This window comes from Psychrobacillus sp. NPDC093180, assembly GCF_044754065.1.
Taxonomy (GTDB): domain Bacteria; phylum Bacillota; class Bacilli; order Bacillales_A; family Planococcaceae; genus Psychrobacillus.
Genome location: NZ_JBIVOJ010000007.1, coordinates 218,379 through 237,402, shown reverse-complemented (window position 1 = coordinate 237,402; position 19,024 = coordinate 218,379). Strand labels below are relative to the sequence as shown.

Genomic DNA, 19,024 nt, shown 5'->3' with positions numbered 1-19,024 from the left:
ATTCGGAAACCTCTTTTCATTTATAAGTTGAAATATTCTTCTAACGTTATTCCTGCTTCAAAAACCTTTGGGGCAAGCTCTTTACCTACATATCGGAAATGCCATGGTTCGTACATATAACCAGTGATTTTTTCTTTTCCATTTGGATAGCGCATGATAAAACCATATTTATGGGCGTTGGCAGCCACCCATTTGCCAGCTTCTGTTTCTCCAAAGCTCTCTCTAGCAAAATGTTGTTCAAAATGCTTTTCTCCTATATCGAAAGCAAGCCCTGTTTGATGTTCAGAATAGCCTGGTCTGGCGCTATAGCGATCAGCTGCCTCTTGACCATCGTTACTTACATACTTTTCATATAGAGTTGTTTGATATTCAAACGAACGATACGTACTAAATGCAACCAGCTCATAGCTAGAAAGTTTAGCTTCTGCTGCCATTTCCTCAAAAGCAGCTCTTGCTTCCTTGCTTTCCCCTGGTGCATAAGTAGATGGCAATGGATACTTTTTACTTGCAATCAATATCCCTTCCACATAAGTTGGTTCTTCCGGCAATGTTTCGTTGCCCACATATCCTTTTGCTCCTGACATATCAACTTCAGGTTCCACAACAGTTGGGGTTTCTACAACTGGTTCTTCTTCTACTGGTTCTTCTACAGGTTTTTCCTCTACGGGAACAGACTCCTCTGTTTTAAGGGAAATTCCTAATGCAGCTATACTTTTATCTATATCCCAGTCATTCCACCAAATCCACCCGACAATTGCTACTATTAATACTCCTAAAATGGATCCTGAAATAATATAAGGCCATTTTCTTTTCTTCTTTTGTAACATACTATATCTTGACTTCATGTACTCGTCTTCCTTCTTTCCACTAACGATACTTCTAGTTTACCATTTTTTCCTGAATAATTCGCTAGACTATCTTCCTTAAAATAAAAAATACGTCTACCTTTCTCAGGTAAACGCATTTTTAAAATAATATTAATCCTAAAACGACGAAAAACAGGATAGTAAAGACGATTGCCATCGTTCTCATCCACTTTGCCTCGCGTGGAAATCCTTTTTCCTTAAAACTAATCGCACGGTAGCCATTACTAAGTGCAAAAATAGCTGTCATAAATAAAACTGCTAGGTTTAAATTACCTAATACGATAAACACTAAGGCAGTAATTGCTGCTCCTACAATTAAAATACCAAAAATCCAATTTCTTTTCATTTCATACACCTCACAAGAAAAAACGAAGCTATAAAAGCTTCGTTTTTTATACTGATTCTTTCGCTTTCTCTGGATGATTAGAATAGAATTTTCTTCCCAAGTATGTTTGGAATATTAATAATAGCCCACCAACTGCCCAGTAAAGTGGCAATGCTGCCATTGAGCTGAACGAGATGAACATAATCATAATAGGAGAAATATAAATCATCATCTTCATTTGTTGCTTTTGTTGTTCCGGTACCGTCCATAATGATACTTTCGCTTGAATGAAATACACTGCTCCAGCTATAAGTGTCATCGCGATATCAGGAGAACCTAAGTTAAACCATAAAAACGGATGGGCTTTAATCTCTGTTGAATGCGAAATAGCAAAGTATAATCCCATTACAATAGGCATTTGAATAAGCATTGGCAAGCAACCCATATTCAATGGATTTACACCATGTTTGCGATATAGACCCATCATTTCTTGCTGTAAAGCCATTTGTTCTTCTTTAGATTTTGTTTCTTTTAATTTCTTTTGAATTTCATCCATCTCTGGTTTCAATTTATCCATTTTTTCTTTCATGCCTTGCTGATGCTTATAGTTTCTAAGCATTAATGGCATAAGTGCAAAACGGATAATAACTGTGATGGCGATAATCGCTAGCCCATAGCTACCATTGAACATTTCACCAAAGAAATGTATCAAAAATTCAAAAGGACGAACAAATATATTGTAAAAAGTACCCTCTTTGTTTTCTACTCCTGCGCATCCACCTAATACAAGGGCTGCGAATACAAGAATAGAAAGTAAACTAATCTTCTTTTTCAATTCATTCACCTACAATTATCAAACTATACAGAGTATACATCACTATGAAGCTATTTATCAAATCTAAAGTGATTTAGGCTCATTAGGGAAAACATATTTAAAGGTCGGATGTTCCAGATGATTTCTAAATTGTTTAGGTGTAACACCTGTATATTTTTTAAAAATACGCGTGAAGTAACTTTGGTTGCAAAAATGGAATGCATCTGAAATATCCAAAATAGCTTTGTTCGTGTGCCGTAAAAAAAATTGGCATTCTTCAACTTTACGAATATTTAAATACTCCACTAAAGTTACACCAGTATGTTCTCTGAATATACGAGACAAATGGCTTGTACTAATATTGAAATGATTTGCAATATCCTCCACCGTTAAACTAGTCTCAATCCCATCGTTGATAAATAATATTACTTTATTCACTGTTTGGTGACCGAAGGAGGGTTTTTTCCTCTCTGTAATGACCAAAACAAAAAATTCCACTAGCTCATCTGCACATTGGAGAAATTGGGCATCATTCATTTGTGTATCAATAATATCCACGCTTGCAATATTAAAAGCCATTACTTTATCTGTAGGTACTTGGTTTTCGTAAAGCTTTCTCGCCATAATGGATGCTAATTGAATATAGTAATTTTTCACATTTAATATCATTTGTTTTCCAGTTCTAGCAATGATTAAGTCAATCATTTTTCTCAATACTGCTTTTGCTTCTTCTATTTCATATGAAAACATATGTAGAAATAACTTCTTCTCTAATTCGAAAAACTGATCTAGTCCTTCGATTCTATTTGTGACACCCATTTCTTTGTTATAAGACTTGGAGAAATACTCCAAAAATATTTTCTCTTTGCTATACATACAAACCTCATCTTTCTTTTCGTCTAGTACTTTTGGAATTCGTACTTTAGGAATACAGAATCACTTTATATCATTATACTGGAAGTTTAAAATATTATCACTTAAAAGAAGTGAAATTTTTCACATAAATTTCCTTTGTTATTATATAAACATAATTATATGGATACTATAGTTTATTTCGTCATTTCCCACTATTTTTCAATTATCTTCTATAAATTTTTATCCAATCCAAATATTCTTTCCCGTTTCTAGTGTGAAGCAGATCTAAATGCTAAACTAAGGAATAGTTCGATATAGAAAAGAGGAACTAAATTGCGCTTATTTGTTTATATCATTATCTTTTTCTCATTTTTTGATCTGTTTACACAATTGCCGATTATGAGTCCTTATGCTAATAAACTTGGTGCAACTCCATTTATAACTGGCTTAGTTGTAGGCATGTATTCCTTCGCCAATACAATCGGTAACATTATTTCTGGATTTTTGACTGATAAAAAAGGGCCCTATTACGTTCTACTATTTGGTTTGTTTACTACTAGCGTTGCATTATTTTTGTATCATTTGGTAACAGAACCAATTGGTTTATTATTCATACGATTTATCCACGGTTTGGTTGCAGGATTTATCGTACCTGCTGCTTTTACTTTTTCAGCTAACCAAACAGCTAGCGAAAAACGTGGGAAAGGTGTGGCACTATCTGGTGCATTTGTTGGATTAGCTGCTATAGTAGGTCCAGCTATGAGCGGAATTATTGCTAGTAAGAAAAGCGAAGTATTTGTACTTAGTATTACGGCTTGCGTTATGCTTTTGTTAAGCATTTTATCGATTTTTCTTTTAAGATCCATTATAATTCGTAGACAAACCATCATTACTAAGTCAACTCCTACTATTTCTATTCGCCATTTTTTTCAGGAAGCTGGACTTGTAAAAGCTTTTGCAGGAGCATTTTTCTTAATGTTTTCGCAAGGCGTATTAGCTTATATGCTCCCATTAAAGATATTACATCTCGGATTTGATACGAAAACTAGCGGTTTGCTATTAAGTACTTTCGGTTTTGTCGCAATTCTGGTTTTTATTATGCCAACGAATCGTATTTTCGATCGGGTAAAACCTGTGAAGACGCTGGCTTTTGGAATGTCTCTTATGGGTATAAGTATGTTGCTTTTAGGACAAACGGAGTTATTGTTGTTTATGTATATTTGGATGGGTTTATATGGGGTCGGCTTTGCGTTTTTATTCCCTTCCATTAATTCACTATTAATCGATTCTACACATTCTTCTAACCGGGGCAAAGCGTATGGTTATTTCTATGCCTTTTTCTCTATTGGTGTTGTAGCAGGATCGAGTGTGACTGGCTATTTAGAGTTAACTGCCAATGACGGCTTTTTCCTAACGGGAATTATTTTACTCATAATATCTGGTTTATCTATTTTAATCAATAAAAAGTAAAGACTCCGGCAAATTAAAAAGTGCCCTTAATAGGCACTTTTAATTTGTAACTTCTTCGGATTTTTTAGTGTTATCTTGTACTTCTTCATTATAGTACTGGACACTTGTCATAGCCCCTTCAGATACCATTTTGTTATCTTGGACATCTTGAGGATCTGGGTTTCCTGCTGTAGTTAAATCTGAATTATTATGCTTTTGAGCTTCCATATAGGAATTTACTTTTGCCTTTGTATTGTTAAACGCTACCATCGCTTTATCTCGATTTTCTTTTTTTCTAAAATAGGCATATGCCCCCGCTGCAAGACCTGCTAATAATAATGATTTATTTTTTGCCATTTAAATTACCTCCGAGTTCTCCTTATTCTATTACCTGTTAATATATACCCTCTTTTACACCACTTAAACTTTAATTTTCACTACAAAAATAAGAAGCTTGTGTTTTTATTCTACTTATTGGTAGAAGATTGCTCGTATTTTTGATATGATAACAAAAAGAATTTAGAGGTGAGTTCGAATGATTAGGGCGACGACGTTAGAAGATATTTCAACTGTACAACAAATCGCAAAGATCAGTTGGAACGAAACATATAAAGGTATTATTCCTGATAATATACAATCCCTTTTTCTAGAAAAAGCGTATTCGAATACAATGCTAGCGAAACGAATGGAAAAAACTATTTTTTTAATCGCTGAATATCAAGGACAGCCAGTTGGATTTGCCAGCTTTACATATGTAGATGAAGATGGTGATGCAGAACTAACTGCCATTTACATCTTGCCCGAGTATCAACAGCTTGGCTACGGTAAAAAGTTAATTCAAGCTGGCTTAGAAGAAATGCATTCTGGTCGCCAATTATTCGTTTATGTAGAAGGAGATAATCAAAATGCTCGTTTTTTCTATGAAAAATTTGGTTTTGAATGCTTAGAAGAATTTGACGAATATTTTGAGGGTCATCCATTAACTACCGCAAAATACATGTACCTATTAAAAACACCAGCTTATTAAGCTAGTGTTTTTTCTAGTTATACAGACTTATAGTATTCATCTTGATCAGTCAATTGTGCTGGTGCTTTACGAACAAAACACATAATTGCAGCGATGTACAATAGAATCGAAGTTAACGAAATAATTCCAGCAAATAGTCCGGCTAGGATGAACATAACACCTGCAAGCTTCGGTTTTCTGTTTTTCATCACAGCAACAATTCCAACGATATTCAATACGAGACTAATCACAAGGACAACAACAAATCCCCATCCAAAAGTGCTAAACATCCCTGGTAATACATCTAAAAATTGTACAACCATTTCCGCATCCTGTCCTGTTAAAGAAGGATCATTTAATATTTCTTGCTGTATTTCAGCGTTTATCGCCTCGTCTTGAAATGCTGCGCTTCCACTAACTACCAGAAAGGATACTCCTATAATTGCAATAATAGTAAAAACCGCACTAATTACTCCTAACACTATTTCTCCAGTACGTGACATATAGATAACCTCCATTAAAATTTTAATATAACTATTCTACGAATACAGTTTATAAAAGTTTCGTCTTTTTTCATCTTCCCGTAACCTTTTGGGTTAAACCTGTTTATATTATTTTATAATTGGGTATTTATATAGTAACACTTATTCTAGAAAGGATGATTAGATGGAGAAAAAATTGATATTCAACCAGACTGATTTCTTTTACACATTGGCAGGTGCTTCGGTATTAACAGGTATCTTGGTATTATTTACACAGATTTAATAAACAAAAAATAAAAAGGCAATCCACTTATTTATAAAGCGGATTGCCTTTTTGTTTTACTAGGCTTTTACATCATTATATTCATCTGATTTATTGAAGACTGCTACAACATAAGAGCATACAGCTTCCATTTTTAAATTATTTTGGCGAGCATAGGAAGCGGCAGCATCCAGTAGTTTTTTTGCTATACCTTGACCTCTTAGCTTATCAGAAACGTAAGTGTGATCCATTACCATAATGTCTCCAAGTAATGTCCACGTTATTTCTCCAAGTTTCTCTCCATCTTGCGTATACTCATACGCAAAAACGTCATTGCCTAATTCTTTGTATTGAAAATCCATTGTCTACCACTCCTTTTCTGAATTTTAACACACTTATTTGTTAATTGACAACGGACGCAACTTAGCTTCTATTTGTGCTCTTTGTGGTTCTAAAAAAGGTGGTAATGCAAGTTTTTCTCCAAGTGTTTCCATCGGTTCATCAGAATCGAACCCCGGTTCATCTGTTGCCAATTCGTATAAAATGCCGTTCGGTTCTCTAAAGTAAATGGATTTAAAATAATAGCGATCAACTAACCCAGAAGTAGTAAACCCGTGAGAGCGCAATAATTCTTCCCATTTTGGATAATCTTCCATTGTCGGTACACGGAATGCCACATGGTGGACACTTCCACGACCAGGACGCTCAATAGGTAAATCTGTACGCGTTTCGATATGCACTTCTCCTGCCGGTCCTCCTTCTCCTGTAGTGTACACAAGAATATCTGGCATACTTTCTATTTTGGATGGATATGATCCTGCTAGTGTAAATCCGAGTATACTTTGGAGTACTTTTTCAGTTGCAGCCGATTTTCTTACTGTTAATGTAACTGGACCTAAACCTACTATGGCGTTTTTAGCAGAGATTTCATCTTTTACCCATGGTTTTCCATAAGGAATCCCTTGACCATTATCTACTACAAGCATCATTCTGGAGCCTTCAAAATCCTCAAAATAAAGCGTGTTTCTACCATATCTTTCTACTATCTGATCGTGGTGAACCCCATATTTCTCAAATCTTGTTTTCCAAAACTTTAATGCATCATCGCTTTGCACACGAAATCCAGTATTACTAATACTTGATACTCCAGGATATGTTCTGCCTGCCATCGGAATATCAAAGTACGTCATATCCGTACCAGGTGTCCCTACTGCATCTGCGTAAAACAAATGATACGAAGAGGTACTATCCTGATTAACACTCTTTTTCACCAAACGCATCCCTAATATTCTAGTGAAAAAATCATGATTTTTATCTGCATCTCCAGTAATGGCTGATACATGGTGTATACCCGCTAATTTCATATTTATGCCCTCCTTTTTTATCTTGAATTCGAGATATATTAGTTATATATTATCAAAGATTTATTATCCATGCAAATAATATAGCGGAAAGGCATTTAATTGTATCCTTTTCCATGAATTTAATATTCGCAGCATAGGGAAACTGCGTCGTAAAAAATGTCCGTTAAAGTTTCCCCTGAGTGAGCAATCATCCTAACAGATGCTTTTACTGAGCATATGCTTCCGAGTATATAAAAGGATGCTCTTTCTACAAAAAACGATCAACTTTAATAGATTGGATACTATTTTCGACGGGTTAGCATCTATGCATGTAGAAATGGTCTAAAATAGTCTTGATTTTAATTGTTTTTTATATATTTTTCTTGGAAGATGTGTTTAGTTGGAATTTTGAAGCGGTTAGTTGGAATTTTGGTGCATTTAGTTGGAATAATCGTAGGGTTAGTTGGAAAAGGGTAACTTTTCCACAAAAAAAATTAGTTTCAATAGGTTGGTCGCCACTTGTAATGAAAGAACACTTCATTTTTCTTAGTTTCATCAAGTTGGTCCCTATTGGCCGAAGACTGCAAATTTGGTTTCGTTCTTTTCGCTTTATTCATCGATCCTCCCATTTTAAGTGAAAGCCCTGTTGCGACATTGACGGTATATCACCTCACAACGCATTATCCCTAAACAGAGATGTACTTTATATATTGGGAGAAGACTATACAAATATGTATATTTTATAATTTCCACAAATATAAAACATCCTAATCATCAATTATGGACAATTAGGATGTGCTTTTTAGTTAAATAAAGAACGAATAGAATCGATCAAATTATTAAAGAAGTTTTTAACGCTTTGCCAAAAGCCTTCATTATCAACAAGATTACCGACTTTTTCTTCAATTGTTTTACTTAAATCATTTAACTGATCGGACCATTTACTAAAATCGATATCTAGTTGACGAATACGATCCATAATATCGATTAATAACTGACGATCTTTTTCAGAAAGCTCGATTTGTAAATTAGAGAGCTGTTCGGATACGATTTTTTCTACTTCTTCACGCGACACAGGGTTTTGCTCGGCAATTTGTTTTTTAATTTCTGTCAGTAGCTCACTTACTTTTGCTTCATCAATACCTGCTTCTTCTGAAAGTATTGTTGCAACAGACAACTCGTCATTTGCTACATCTGTACGCTCGGTATCTAGCTTTCCACCTGTTACTTCATACGCTTTATAAATACCTACTAATGCCGAATGACCAGTAACTGGTTTAGGAGCTGCAATTTCAACAACTGCATCTTGAATACCCGCAGTTAGCATGGCATTGGCATACATTTCAGATGTTACTTCTGTAATATTATCTGGTGTTACAATATTAATGACTAGCCCTTTTCCCGCATCTTTTCTAGTAATCTTAGCAGAAGAAAACATTCGAGCAGATGCATCTCCATCTTTTAAATAGGTTACTAGATCTTGTCCGGTTACTTCAATTTCTTGAATATCAGAGCTATCTGTTATTTTTAAGCTTTCTTTTACACTATTCTTTTGTTCTTCCGTTAGATTTCCACCGTATACAACAATCGGCGCACCAAATTTCTCATTTACCACTTCTTCTGTTGTTGATCCATCTGAGTCTGCTAGTGCAATGGACGGGGCAATAAATGCTCCTATTACTAATATAATAGCCATTATTGTTTGCAAAAACTTTTTCATTTTATCAAACTCCTTTCCAGTTGGCTCTCCCATTAGTACGTAAAAAGGAGTAAAAAGTTCCGAATGAATCGATTCTTTTTACCCCTTTCTCCTTATAGCTTCAATTGTGTCCAACCATCGGCTTGAACAATTTTTCCTTCTTTCATTAACTTACCTAGCGCCCGTTTAAATGCCGCCTTACTCATAGAGAACATTTCTTGTATTTCCTCGGGTGTAGACTTATCTGTAAACGGCATTTTGCCACCTACATCATTTAAGTAGCGGAAGATAGATTCCGCATCGTCTCCTAAACGTTCGTGATTACGAGGAAGAAGTGATCCGTTCAAAGAGCCATCTTCTTTCGTATCGATAATACGAACTGTTAAATCTTGTCCAAGTCTTGGTTCTTCTGCACGTTCTGATTGATGCACGAAAATTCGATAGTTCTCTGTTACACTTAGTAAAAAAGTTCCGATTGGAAGTAATCTATACGGTCTTGCCTGAATATTCTGGTTGAATAATGTAGTAGGAGCATCTATATAGAGTTCTTCTACTCGATCCTCTGTTGCCAAACGACCAAATAATTCCCCGTCTTTGTCTGTACGAAGCGTCATATATAAATGATCGCCATTTACCGGCCAAAGTTCTTTAATCTTCGGTAAGTCTTCTGCTTTTACTTGCACTTCTTTGGAAGTACCGATATCCACAAAAGCCCCTTCTTTTTCAGAAACTTTGATCACTTTTGCCCATCCATACGTTCCTTTTTGTATAGTAGGTAATGCAGTTGTAGCAGATAAATTACCTCTTCGATCTACGAATAAAAATACCTCAATCGTATCATCCACTTGTAAATTTTCTGGTGCCTCTGATGCGTTTAGTGGAATTTCCATCGTATTATGCTGAAGAATCCATTTTGATTCCTCTTGTGACTTCACTTGTAATTTCACAATTTCTCCTGATGCTAGTTCTGCCAAATGTATCGCTCTCCTTATATCCATGTAAATAGTTTTTTTCTCAGTCTTTTGTTTCTTCTTTTAGTGCAACAAGTCTCGATTGCAACTCTGGGTTTTCTTCCAAAAATAAAACCAAATCAGCAATTCGATCGATTGAATTCCAGCTCAAATGATGTTCAATACCCTCAACATCCGCATAAATATTTTCTTCTTCTACTCCAATTAATCGCAAAAAGTCTTCCAGTAAATCATGTCGTTTCACTAGTTTTTTACCAAGTTTCATACCTTTTGTTGTAAGGGTTAGACCACGATATTTTTCGTATATTAAGAAACCATCTTTATCTAGTTTTTGTACCATTTTTGTAACGGAAGACGGTAATACCGATAATGCTTCTGCTATGTCAGACACACGAGCATATCCTTTCTGCTCGATTAATATATATATTTGTTCAATATGGTCTTCCATGCTTGGTGTTGGCATTTACATCTTCCTTTCATCACTTCTTTGTTCATTTTACTACATACTGTTACCTATCACAATTCAAGACCTATTTTCCTACAGTAGTTTCAAGAGCTTACTGCTCGTTTTTGTGGATTCATGAATACATTTTTTGTTATTGGAGCTATTTGCCAGTACGATAAAATGTTTAATACACCATCTTAAAGGGTAACTTTTTAATAACAACATATAACAACACATATTGATGGAAAGGATGTTCCATATGGGCAAAATTTTATGGACGATTATCGTCATATTAATCGTACTATGGGTATTAGGTTTAGTATTAAAAATAGGTGGTGGACTTATCCACACACTATTAATCATTGCAGGTATTATTTTCGTCATTCAACTTGTAACAGGAAGACGATCGCTCTAGAAAAAAGGTGTTGCCAATTGGCAGCACCTTTTTTTATGTTTTATTCTTTTATTTTAGCGTAAATGCAAGTATCTCTTAACTTTTTGTTATCAGCAGAGAGTGAATCATGGCGAAGTGTTCCTTCTAATGTGTAGGCCAACCTTGCTGCAACAGAGCGGCTTCGTACATTTTCGCTATCACAACGAATTTCTACTCGATTTGCATGTAACTCTTCAAATGCAAACTCGGTAATACGTTCAACCGCTTCTGTCATTAGTCCTTTCCCTTCAAATTTGCTATCAATCCAATAGCCAATTTCAAATTTTCGTACATTCCAATCGATTCGGTGTAAGCCCGAGGAACCTACAAACTCTCCCGTCTCTTTTAAGAACAAATGTAGCCTTAAATCTTTTCTTGTAATAAAATCCGCAACCGCTTGTCGCAAATTAGTTGTAGTCTGTTCAAGCGTTTGCTTCGTTTGCGCCCACGGCATCCATTCTTTCAATGCATCATGGGAGCTTACAATCGCTTTCCATACTACTTCGGCATCCTCTACTTTAGGTGCTCGAATGATTAACCGTTCCGTATGAAGTTCTTCCGAAAAAGAATAGTCTTTCTTTTTACTCACTTCAGGATGAGAATCATCATCCCATTTTACAGGAGTTGATGTACCTTTTAAGAAGTCCTCTCTTGTCATGCCATACGTGACTGCATCATAATAAGACTCCTCTTTCGGAGAAAACCATGCTTGACGAAGCTGGGCTTCTTTTACAAAGCCAGCACGTTCAAACGTTTTACGCATTGCAAAATTATCTTGTCTTGTATGTCCTTCTAAACGAATTTTTGCCTGTGGTAATTGGAAAACATATTCAGCTACCATTTTTAATGCACGTGGACCATAGCCTCTCCCTCGTGCTTCATCTGCAATTCGCAAATCGAATAAAGGAATCTCATCACGTAAGTCGTAAATTTTAACGATTCCGACCTGTTTACCGTCTTCGTTTTCCACCCAAAACGTTTTAACTTCGTCGGATTGATATCCGCCTTCTTCAATTGTTTTTTCGATCAATTCTCTAGCCGGATGTGCATTACCATGATATGGCCAAGTATTAGTAGTCATGAAATGGATCAGCTGTTCCTGCTCTTCCATTGTCCATTCTGTAAGCTTCATTTTATTCCCTCCGAACGTACTATTTATGCACTTTTAATAGTCGCAATGAATTTAGCACTACGAGTAAGGTTGCCCCCATGTCTGCAAAAATGGCAATCCATAAAGTTAACCATCCTGGAATGATGAGCAATAGTGCAATTATCTTTAGTCCTAAAGCAAACATAATATTTTCTTTAATAATATGCAATGCTTTTCGACTTAATCGAATCGTATATGGAAGTTTTTCTAAGTCATCCGCCATCAGTGCAACGTCTGCCGTTTCGAGTGCGGCATCTGTTCCCGTTCCACCCATTGCGATCCCAACGGATGCCGCTGCAAGCGCAGGTGCATCATTTACTCCGTCCCCGACCATGGCAACTGCTCCATATTTTTCTTGTAACGCTTTAATAGCCGTTAGTTTTTGTTCTGGCATCAGGCCTGCCTCAACATCTGTCATTCCAAGTTTAGCTGCGATAGCATTTGCAGTTCTTGTGTCATCTCCAGTAAGCATAACGGTGTGTTTGATACCAACACTCTTAAGATTTTGGAGAACCTGCTTGCTAGTTGTACGAACCGGGTCGGCAACTGCGATAAATCCTTTGTATACTCCATCCTCTGCTACAAGCATTACCGTGTTTCCTTCTGATTGCAATTGTTTGACACGTTCAATTACTTCTGCTGAAACGGCACTGATCGAAAGAATCCAAGACACACTACCTACTGACCACTTGTTCCCATCGATAATTCCTTCTGCACCACTGCCTGTAATGGACTTAAAGTTTTCAATAGTCAAAGCATGTATATGCTCCCCTTTACCGTATTTCACAATTGCTTGTGCAAGTGGGTGCTGGGAATACGTCTCAATCGACATCACTTTTTGTATGAAATCATGAGGATTTTCAGACTCTACAACTGTTACTTCAGGATATCCTCTCGTTAATGTACCCGTCTTATCAAAAGCAATCGCTCGTATACGTCCAATTTCTTCTAAGTGTATTCCGCCTTTTATAAGCACACCTTGCTTGGCAGCATTTCCAATGGCCGTTACGATGGCTACTGGTGTGGATACCACTAAAGCACATGGACACCCTACTACTAATACAGCAAGACCTTGGTAAATCCAAGTTTGCCAGTCTCCACTAAATAACGGTGGTACGATAGCTACTAAAAAAGCGATGGCGATAATGATAGGTGTATAATATTTTGCAAATTGGTCTACAAATTTTTGGGAAGGTGCTTTTTCCGCTTGCGCTTCCTCTACTAAATGAATAATTTTCGCGATCGTTGTATCTTCTACTCTTTTTGTTACCTTTACTTCCAATGAGCCTTCTTCATTTAGCGTACCAGCAAACACTTCATCACCATTCGCTTTATAAACAGGTACAGCCTCTCCTGTAATAGAAGCTTGATTGACCGATGAAGCTCCTTTCACCACAATTCCATCCATTGCAATTTTTTGTCCTGGTTTTACGATTAACACATCATTTATTTCAATAAACTCTGTATCGACCTCGACCAACTGATCACCACGTCGAACAGTCGCAGACGGAGGTGCTATATCCATTAACTGGCTAATCGATTGACGTGCCTTATTCATTGAGTATGCTTCTAATGCTTCACTAACTGCGAATAAAAAGACAACAACAGCTCCTTCTCGCCACTCTCCAATTATCGCTGCCCCAATAATCGCAATTGTCATAAGTGTTTTCATATCAAAATAAAAACGAGACAAATTAAACAACCCACTTTTGAACATATCGTAGCCGCCAACTACAATTGCGACGACAAATAAACTAATTGCAAAAGGATGAGTTTCTTCATACATAAAAGAGGCGATAATCCCAATTACTAAAAAAACGAAAGAGACAGCTGTTACGATATTTTCCTTTCGTTTAAAAAATGGCGTTGTTTCTTGTTTCTGCTGTTTCAGCGGTGCCACTCTAATACCATCAAAAGCACCAGCCTTTTCAATATCTTCTACAGTAACATTACCAACAACAGCAACTTTAGATGCTCCGAAATTCACCAATGCTTCCTCCACATTGGGCAGGCTTTTTATATTATTTTCAAACTTCATCGCACAGTTGGCGCATGATAGATTTTCTAAGCGATACTCTTTTTTAATTGCTTTCTCCAATCTTCTCACTCTCTTCTATGGCGTGTTCATACGCAATTTTAACTAACTGGTTCACATGATGATCCGCTAATGCATAATAAACTAACTTCCCTTTGCGTTCGGATTTGGCCAATGACAAATCTCGTAAATATCGTAAATGATGTGATGCCGTAGCTGTAGAGGATCCAATTATTTCGCTCACATCACACACACAAAGCTCTTCTTCTATTGTGAGTGCATATGCAATTTTCAAACGCGTTTCATCTGCTAATGCTTTAAAAATCTTCGCGACGTTCGTCATATCAGGAAGTTGCTGTTTAACAGAATTCACTGCACTTTCATTTACTTTCGTTACCTCACACATATCGTTCGTTTGCATTTTCCCACCTCATTCAAATGTCTGTTTGATTGTTACCATCATTATATGTTCAAACTATTCGAATAGCAAGGTTATTCAAACAGATATTTGAATGTTATTTTTCTTTTTAATAGCGTTCTGGTTTTGATAAGGGATGGCTTACTCAATATGGGAATAGTATGTCTTAAAGAAGCTCAATTAGTTTAGAGCTTATATGCATAATTGCATTATTTGCAATGGGTGGAGGAGAGATTGTCCATGTTTCGAGGGTGATTGTCCAACTATTGGGAGAGATCGTCCAACTTCGGGGAGGGATTGTCCAACGTCGCAAGGATTGTCCAGGTTCCGCAGAAGATTGTCCAACTATTGGGAGGGTTCGTCCAACTTTGGGGAGAGATTGTCCAAACTTGCAGTTATTGTCCAGGTTCCGGGGATGATTGTCCAACTATTTGGAGAGATCGTCCAACTTCGGGGAGAGATTGTCCAGCTATTTGAAAGGATTGTCCAACTTTGGGGAGAGATTGTCCAAACTTGCAGTTATTGTCCAGGTTCCGGGGATGATTGTCCAAACTTGCAGTTATTGTCCAGGTTCCGGGGATGATTGTCCAACTATTTGGAGAGATCGTCCAACTTCGGGGAGGGATTGTCCAACTTCAGGGGGTGATTGTCCAACTTCGTGGAGAGATTGTCCAAACTTGCAGTTATTGTCCAGTTTCCAGGGATCATTGTCCAACTATTTGGAGAGATCGTCCAACTTCGGGAAGGGATTGTCCAACGTCGCAAGGATTGTCCAGGTTCCGGGGATGATTGTCCAACTATTTAGATAGATTGTCCAACTTCGGAGAGTGATTGTCCACATTACAATTAAACAGTGGTGAAGGCTCCTTGCTTACTCCATTGAATGCGTCTAGCCTACAGCGGCAAGTCACTGAGATGCACTTTCTCCATAATTGTACTTTTATAAAATAGCCAGCTTATATAATTCCTTAAGACATAAAAAAAGAACCTGTGAATATATATTCACAAGTCCACGTTTTCTCCGACGATTTTCACTTCGAGTTCAAGCTCTACGTCAAAGTTTTTCTTTACTGCTGATTTTACCATTTCAATCGTGCTAATATAGTCGGTTGCAGTTGCATTGTTTTTATTAACAATAAAACCTGCGTGCTTTGTGGAAACTTCTGCTCCACCAAATCCTTTTCCTTGTAATCCACTATCTTGAATAAGCTTACCGGCAAAATAACCAGGTGGACGCTTGAACACGCTACCTGCTGAAGGATACTCGAGCGGTTGTTTAGATTCTCTTTGGAACGTCAAATCTGCAATTTTTGCATCGATTTCTTCCTGGATACCTGGTGCCAATTCAAACTCAGCGGATAATACATAATATCCTTTTTTCGTAATGATACTTTTACGATAGCCTAGTTCGAGCTCTTCTTTTGAAAGAACAAGCTTTTCACCACTTGGTGTTAAAACTGTCGTTTGCACAATTACATCTTGAATCTCTCCACCATACGCACCGGCATTCATCGCCATTGCTCCGCCAATTGAACCGGGAATCCCACAAGCGAATTCTAAGCCTGTGAGTGTTTCACTTGCAGCCGCTCTTGAAACATCGATAATATCGGCTCCACTTTCAGCGATCACTCTGTTGCCGTTTATCGTAATCTTGTTCAACTTTTCCAAACGAAGTACAATCCCACGAACCCCACCATCTCGTACGACCATATTAGAACCATTTCCTAGTAGTAATAAGGGAATATTGTTTTTATATGCATATTGAACTGTAAACGCAGCTTGGTCTTCCGTGTCAGGTGTCACAAATATGTCTGCGGCACCACCCATTCGTGTCATTGTATGCAAATTCAATGCTTCATCTATTTTTATGTTCTTCGCATCTATTCGTGCGCTTAAATCATGATACCATTGCTGTTTAGCCAAAAATAGCCAATCCTTTCTTCATTAACCTTTATCCTTTCATAGTATGCGTTCTCGCCCATAATTTTTCAAGCGAAATTGTTAGAACCATTCTTTAGACCAAGATTCAATTCCATCAATCACATCTTTTAGGGCATAACCTTTGTCCGTTAAATTATATTCTACCCGTACAGGAACCTCCGAAAAGACAGTTCTTTCTACTAGCCCCTCTTTTTCGAGTTCTTTTAGACGCTCTGAAAGCAATCGACCACTTATAGGAAGGGACGACTCGATTTCATTAAATCGTTTCGCTCCATCAATTAATTGAAAAATAATTAACGCAGTCCATCTTTTTCCGAGCAATTCCATTGCCTTCGCTAAACGTGGACATAATAATGTTTCTTTCATTTCATTCACCTCTATTACTACCTATTATACGCCTATATAATTTCTTTGTAAAATAACAGTAATTTAATTACTTGACGTAAGTTCGGCATTAATTTAAAGTTAGTTACATAAAGTAACTTGAGTTTGATTCATACATGAATTGGGTAAAGAAAATTGTTTAGATAATCAATTTGTTTTGAAATAAAACATCTTGATTTCGAGGTTAATGTATTATATACTAAAAAAAAAGAAATCCTAAGGAGGAAATTAAAATGGCAAAATTTAATCTTGACGCAGCGCACTCTAGTATCGACTTTTCGGTAAAACACATGATGGTTTCAAAAGTAAAAGGTTCTTTCACTAACTTTACTGCTGACTTAGAAGGAAATGCAGAGGATTTAACGGGTGCAACAATCAGCTTCGACATCGATGTAAAATCTATTACAACAAACAACGAAGATCGTGACAATCACTTACGTGGTGCTGATTTCTTTGACACAGAATCATTCCCAAATATCAAATTCGTAGCTACAGACATCAAAAAAGCAGATGATGGCGAATATGATGTAACTGGTGATATGACGATTAAAGGTGTTACAAAACCAGTCACTTTTGAAGTGGAATATGGCGGTAAAGGAACAAACCCATGGGGTCAAGAAGTTGTAGCATTCTCTGCTGAAACTAAAATTAATCGTAAAGACTTTGACTTAGTGTGGAACCAAGCGCTTGAAACTGGTGGCGTTCTTGTTGGAGAAGATATTAAAATCTCTGTAGAACTTGAGTTAAACCCAGCTCAATAATTTAAAACAATTCTTAAGCAACTCTGGACTTTCAGAGTTGCTTTTTTATTTGGAAATGAGCATTTTATCTAAAGAAAACACTTACATTACCAATCTAAAAATCTAACTTTTCTGAAATATATTATATACTAACCATTCGTGTTATTATGTTGAGAATTCTATATTGTCAGAAAGGAATAATTATTATGTCACAAATGCTTGCACTAGTAATCGTTATCGCGATTTTATTCATAGGAGATTTAGTTTCAACCCGTACGAAGGCTTGGATTCCTTCTGTTTTTATATCCGCCGTGCTTTTCCTTATCGGATACTGGACATTCTTCCCACAAGATATAGTTCCTATTGCTGGGGTACCGCCAGTTGTAGCAACTATGATGATTTACCTGCTCATCACCAATATGGGTACTTTACTTTCTATTCAACAATTGAAGGAGCAATGGAAGACGATTCTCATTTCCCTTGCTGGGATTGTAGGGATTATTGCCGCTCTATTTGGAATAGGAACGTTTTTATTTGGTATTGAAACAATCATTGTTGCTATACCACCTTTAGTTGGCGGTATTGTATCTGCCCTAATCATGTCAGAAGGTGCTGCAAATGCAGGGCTTACTACTTTATCTGTTTTCGCCATTGTTATATACGTTATGCAAGGCTTTGCTGGTTATCCTTTAACCTCTATTGCGCTGAAAAAAGAAGGGAAAGTACTTCTTGAAAAGTTTCGCAAAGGAGAATTAGCTACAACAGGACAAGCTTCTACTGCTTCTGAAGAAGTGGAAGAAGAGCTAAAAATGTTCCGCAAAATGCCTAAACAATATAATACCGATTATTTTAAATTTTTCCGTCTTGCTTTCGTCGGTTTCCTGGCTTATCTTGTTTCTACATTGTTAGCACCAATCGTAACAGTTAGCCCGTATGTTCTTTGTTTATTATTTGGTATTATCGCGAAAAGCATCGGCTTTTTGGAGCGTCATGTATTACAAAAAGCAAATGGATTTGGATTATGTGTAATGGTTTTAATGCTATTCGTATTTGACGGACTAAAAGCTGCTACACCATCTATGATTGTCGATATTCTTTATCCGCTAATTGGAACAATCGTATTAGGGGTTATCGGAATGTACATCTTCTCCTTCATCATAGGAAAAGTGTTAAAAGTAAGTAAAAACATGGCTTTTGCAATCTCGTTAACCGCATTATATGGCTTCCCGGCAGATTATATTATTACGAATGAGGTAATTAACTCGTTAACACAAGATGAAAAAGAGCGAAAAGCACTGACCGATCATATGCTTGCGCCAATGCTTGTAGGCGGATTTATAAGCGTAACCATTGTTTCTGTTATACTCGCAGGTATTTTCGTAGGATTCTTATAAGAATAGGAGTGA

22 protein-coding genes are annotated in these 19,024 nt (G+C 36.8%); 6 read left to right on the top strand and 16 right to left on the bottom strand.

The features are described from left to right. Positions 1-20: 20 nt before the first annotated feature. The 4 genes from ACIP9W_RS12665 to ACIP9W_RS12650 all read right to left on the bottom strand — a co-directional run bounded on the left by ACIP9W_RS12665 (position 21) and on the right by ACIP9W_RS12650 (position 2,881). Positions 21-845, bottom strand: coding sequence for a M15 family metallopeptidase (locus ACIP9W_RS12665; protein ID WP_400789885.1), 825 nt, complete (start codon positions 843-845; stop codon positions 21-23). Between the two features lie 121 nt (positions 846-966). Continuing rightward, positions 967-1,212 (bottom strand): hypothetical protein, encoded by a 246-nt coding sequence (locus tag ACIP9W_RS12660; protein ID WP_282241272.1) that lies wholly within the window; start codon positions 1,210-1,212, stop codon positions 967-969. Positions 1,213-1,258: 46 nt separating this feature from the next. Next, complete coding sequence (yidC, locus tag ACIP9W_RS12655; RefSeq protein WP_142539429.1) at positions 1,259-2,026, bottom strand: membrane protein insertase YidC; 768 nt, start codon at positions 2,024-2,026, stop codon at positions 1,259-1,261. A 63-nt stretch (positions 2,027-2,089) separates the two neighbouring features. Further along, complete coding sequence (locus ACIP9W_RS12650) at positions 2,090-2,881, bottom strand: helix-turn-helix transcriptional regulator (protein ID WP_142539428.1); 792 nt, start codon at positions 2,879-2,881, stop codon at positions 2,090-2,092. Between the two features lie 312 nt (positions 2,882-3,193). On the opposite strand from ACIP9W_RS12650, the gene ACIP9W_RS12645 reads away from it, so the two are divergent. Continuing rightward, complete coding sequence (locus ACIP9W_RS12645; RefSeq protein WP_400789881.1) at positions 3,194-4,330, top strand: MFS transporter; 1,137 nt, start codon at positions 3,194-3,196, stop codon at positions 4,328-4,330. A gap of 39 nt (positions 4,331-4,369) precedes the next feature. On the opposite strand, the gene ACIP9W_RS12640 is transcribed toward ACIP9W_RS12645, so the two are convergent. Continuing rightward, on the bottom strand, positions 4,370-4,666 hold the full coding sequence (locus tag ACIP9W_RS12640; protein WP_282241269.1) for a hypothetical protein: 297 nt from the start codon (positions 4,664-4,666) through the stop codon (positions 4,370-4,372). A gap of 178 nt (positions 4,667-4,844) precedes the next feature. Here ACIP9W_RS12640 and ACIP9W_RS12635 point away from each other — a divergent pair, with 178 nt between their 5' ends. Next, a complete protein-coding gene (locus ACIP9W_RS12635) occupies positions 4,845-5,336 on the top strand; it encodes a GNAT family N-acetyltransferase (RefSeq protein ID WP_400789878.1) in 492 nt (163 codons plus the stop codon). 17 nt (positions 5,337-5,353) lie between these two features. On the opposite strand, the gene ACIP9W_RS12630 is transcribed toward ACIP9W_RS12635, so the two are convergent. The 6 genes from ACIP9W_RS12630 to mntR all read right to left on the bottom strand — a co-directional run bounded on the left by ACIP9W_RS12630 (position 5,354) and on the right by mntR (position 10,535). Then, on the bottom strand, positions 5,354-5,818 hold the full coding sequence (locus ACIP9W_RS12630) for a DUF4064 domain-containing protein (protein WP_400789876.1): 465 nt from the start codon (positions 5,816-5,818) through the stop codon (positions 5,354-5,356). 321 nt (positions 5,819-6,139) lie between these two features. Beyond that, positions 6,140-6,421, bottom strand: coding sequence for a GNAT family N-acetyltransferase (locus tag ACIP9W_RS12625; RefSeq protein ID WP_400789873.1), 282 nt, complete (start codon positions 6,419-6,421; stop codon positions 6,140-6,142). A 33-nt stretch (positions 6,422-6,454) separates the two neighbouring features. Continuing rightward, complete coding sequence (locus ACIP9W_RS12620) at positions 6,455-7,423, bottom strand: ring-cleaving dioxygenase (protein ID WP_400789870.1); 969 nt, start codon at positions 7,421-7,423, stop codon at positions 6,455-6,457. A gap of 781 nt (positions 7,424-8,204) precedes the next feature. Further along, positions 8,205-9,122: a DUF1002 domain-containing protein gene (locus ACIP9W_RS12615; protein ID WP_400789867.1), complete on the bottom strand. Its 918-nt coding sequence runs from the start codon at positions 9,120-9,122 to the stop codon at positions 8,205-8,207. Between the two features lie 92 nt (positions 9,123-9,214). Further along, entirely contained in the window at positions 9,215-10,075 is an 861-nt protein-coding gene (locus ACIP9W_RS12610; protein WP_400789864.1) for a CvfB family protein, read from the bottom strand. 40 nt (positions 10,076-10,115) lie between these two features. Beyond that, positions 10,116-10,535, bottom strand: a complete 420-nt coding sequence (gene mntR, locus ACIP9W_RS12605) for a transcriptional regulator MntR (RefSeq protein WP_400789862.1) — start codon at positions 10,533-10,535, stop codon at positions 10,116-10,118. Positions 10,536-10,776: 241 nt separating this feature from the next. Here mntR and ACIP9W_RS12600 point away from each other — a divergent pair, with 241 nt between their 5' ends. Then, complete coding sequence (locus tag ACIP9W_RS12600; RefSeq protein ID WP_142539417.1) at positions 10,777-10,932, top strand: lmo0937 family membrane protein; 156 nt, start codon at positions 10,777-10,779, stop codon at positions 10,930-10,932. Positions 10,933-10,972: 40 nt separating this feature from the next. On the opposite strand, the gene ACIP9W_RS12595 is transcribed toward ACIP9W_RS12600, so the two are convergent. From ACIP9W_RS12595 to ACIP9W_RS12585, 3 genes are read right to left on the bottom strand one after another with little or no spacing between them, the layout of a single operon-like run. Then, entirely contained in the window at positions 10,973-12,082 is a 1,110-nt protein-coding gene (locus tag ACIP9W_RS12595) for a GNAT family N-acetyltransferase (protein WP_400789859.1), read from the bottom strand. Positions 12,083-12,101: 19 nt separating this feature from the next. Next, positions 12,102-14,207: a heavy metal translocating P-type ATPase gene (locus ACIP9W_RS12590; RefSeq protein ID WP_483880176.1), complete on the bottom strand. Its 2,106-nt coding sequence runs from the start codon at positions 14,205-14,207 to the stop codon at positions 12,102-12,104. Beyond that, entirely contained in the window at positions 14,182-14,556 is a 375-nt protein-coding gene (locus tag ACIP9W_RS12585) for an ArsR/SmtB family transcription factor (protein ID WP_400789853.1), read from the bottom strand. Before ACIP9W_RS12585 ends, ACIP9W_RS12590 begins: the two co-directional genes overlap by 26 nt. A 643-nt stretch (positions 14,557-15,199) precedes the next feature. On the opposite strand from ACIP9W_RS12585, the gene ACIP9W_RS12580 reads away from it, so the two are divergent. Further along, a complete protein-coding gene (locus ACIP9W_RS12580) occupies positions 15,200-15,358 on the top strand; it encodes a hypothetical protein (RefSeq protein ID WP_400789851.1) in 159 nt (52 codons plus the stop codon). Between the two features lie 197 nt (positions 15,359-15,555). Here ACIP9W_RS12580 and murB read toward each other — a convergent pair whose 3' ends face one another. Beyond that, on the bottom strand, positions 15,556-16,476 hold the full coding sequence (gene murB, locus ACIP9W_RS12575; protein ID WP_400789848.1) for a UDP-N-acetylmuramate dehydrogenase: 921 nt from the start codon (positions 16,474-16,476) through the stop codon (positions 15,556-15,558). A gap of 78 nt (positions 16,477-16,554) precedes the next feature. Then, on the bottom strand, positions 16,555-16,860 hold the full coding sequence (locus tag ACIP9W_RS12570) for a winged helix-turn-helix transcriptional regulator (protein ID WP_142539413.1): 306 nt from the start codon (positions 16,858-16,860) through the stop codon (positions 16,555-16,557). 251 nt (positions 16,861-17,111) lie between these two features. Between ACIP9W_RS12570 and ACIP9W_RS12565 the strand changes: the two genes are divergently transcribed. Together ACIP9W_RS12565 and ACIP9W_RS12560 are read left to right on the top strand one after the other, a co-directional pair. Continuing rightward, positions 17,112-17,639 (top strand): YceI family protein, encoded by a 528-nt coding sequence (locus ACIP9W_RS12565; RefSeq protein WP_400789845.1) that lies wholly within the window; start codon positions 17,112-17,114, stop codon positions 17,637-17,639. Between the two features lie 185 nt (positions 17,640-17,824). Further along, a complete protein-coding gene (locus ACIP9W_RS12560) occupies positions 17,825-19,012 on the top strand; it encodes a hypothetical protein (RefSeq protein WP_400789842.1) in 1,188 nt (395 codons plus the stop codon). Positions 19,013-19,024: the final 12 nt, after the last annotated feature.

What these genes read in the sequence shown, in the direction of transcription:
- ACIP9W_RS12630 (WP_400789876.1), bottom strand. Translation starts at nt 5,818, where the DNA reads ATGTCACGTACTGGAGAAATAGTGTTAGGAGTAATTAGTGCGGTTTTT.
- ACIP9W_RS12565 (WP_400789845.1), top strand. Translation starts at nt 17,112, where the DNA reads ATGGCAAAATTTAATCTTGACGCAGCGCACTCTAGTATCGACTTTTCG.
- ACIP9W_RS12620 (WP_400789870.1), bottom strand. Translation starts at nt 7,423, where the DNA reads ATGAAATTAGCGGGTATACACCATGTATCAGCCATTACTGGAGATGCA.
- ACIP9W_RS12600 (WP_142539417.1), top strand. Translation starts at nt 10,777, where the DNA reads ATGGGCAAAATTTTATGGACGATTATCGTCATATTAATCGTACTATGG.
- ACIP9W_RS12650 (WP_142539428.1), bottom strand. Translation starts at nt 2,881, where the DNA reads ATGTATAGCAAAGAGAAAATATTTTTGGAGTATTTCTCCAAGTCTTAT.
- ACIP9W_RS12585 (WP_400789853.1), bottom strand. Translation starts at nt 14,556, where the DNA reads ATGCAAACGAACGATATGTGTGAGGTAACGAAAGTAAATGAAAGTGCA.
- ACIP9W_RS12635 (WP_400789878.1), top strand. Translation starts at nt 4,845, where the DNA reads ATGATTAGGGCGACGACGTTAGAAGATATTTCAACTGTACAACAAATC.
- ACIP9W_RS12570 (WP_142539413.1), bottom strand. Translation starts at nt 16,860, where the DNA reads ATGAAAGAAACATTATTATGTCCACGTTTAGCGAAGGCAATGGAATTG.
- ACIP9W_RS12640 (WP_282241269.1), bottom strand. Translation starts at nt 4,666, where the DNA reads ATGGCAAAAAATAAATCATTATTATTAGCAGGTCTTGCAGCGGGGGCA.
- ACIP9W_RS12660 (WP_282241272.1), bottom strand. Translation starts at nt 1,212, where the DNA reads ATGAAAAGAAATTGGATTTTTGGTATTTTAATTGTAGGAGCAGCAATT.
- ACIP9W_RS12560 (WP_400789842.1), top strand. Translation starts at nt 17,825, where the DNA reads ATGTCACAAATGCTTGCACTAGTAATCGTTATCGCGATTTTATTCATA.
- ACIP9W_RS12665 (WP_400789885.1), bottom strand. Translation starts at nt 845, where the DNA reads ATGAAGTCAAGATATAGTATGTTACAAAAGAAGAAAAGAAAATGGCCT.
- ACIP9W_RS12595 (WP_400789859.1), bottom strand. Translation starts at nt 12,082, where the DNA reads ATGAAGCTTACAGAATGGACAATGGAAGAGCAGGAACAGCTGATCCAT.
- mntR (WP_400789862.1), bottom strand. Translation starts at nt 10,535, where the DNA reads ATGCCAACACCAAGCATGGAAGACCATATTGAACAAATATATATATTA.
- ACIP9W_RS12615 (WP_400789867.1), bottom strand. Translation starts at nt 9,122, where the DNA reads ATGAAAAAGTTTTTGCAAACAATAATGGCTATTATATTAGTAATAGGA.
- ACIP9W_RS12625 (WP_400789873.1), bottom strand. Translation starts at nt 6,421, where the DNA reads ATGGATTTTCAATACAAAGAATTAGGCAATGACGTTTTTGCGTATGAG.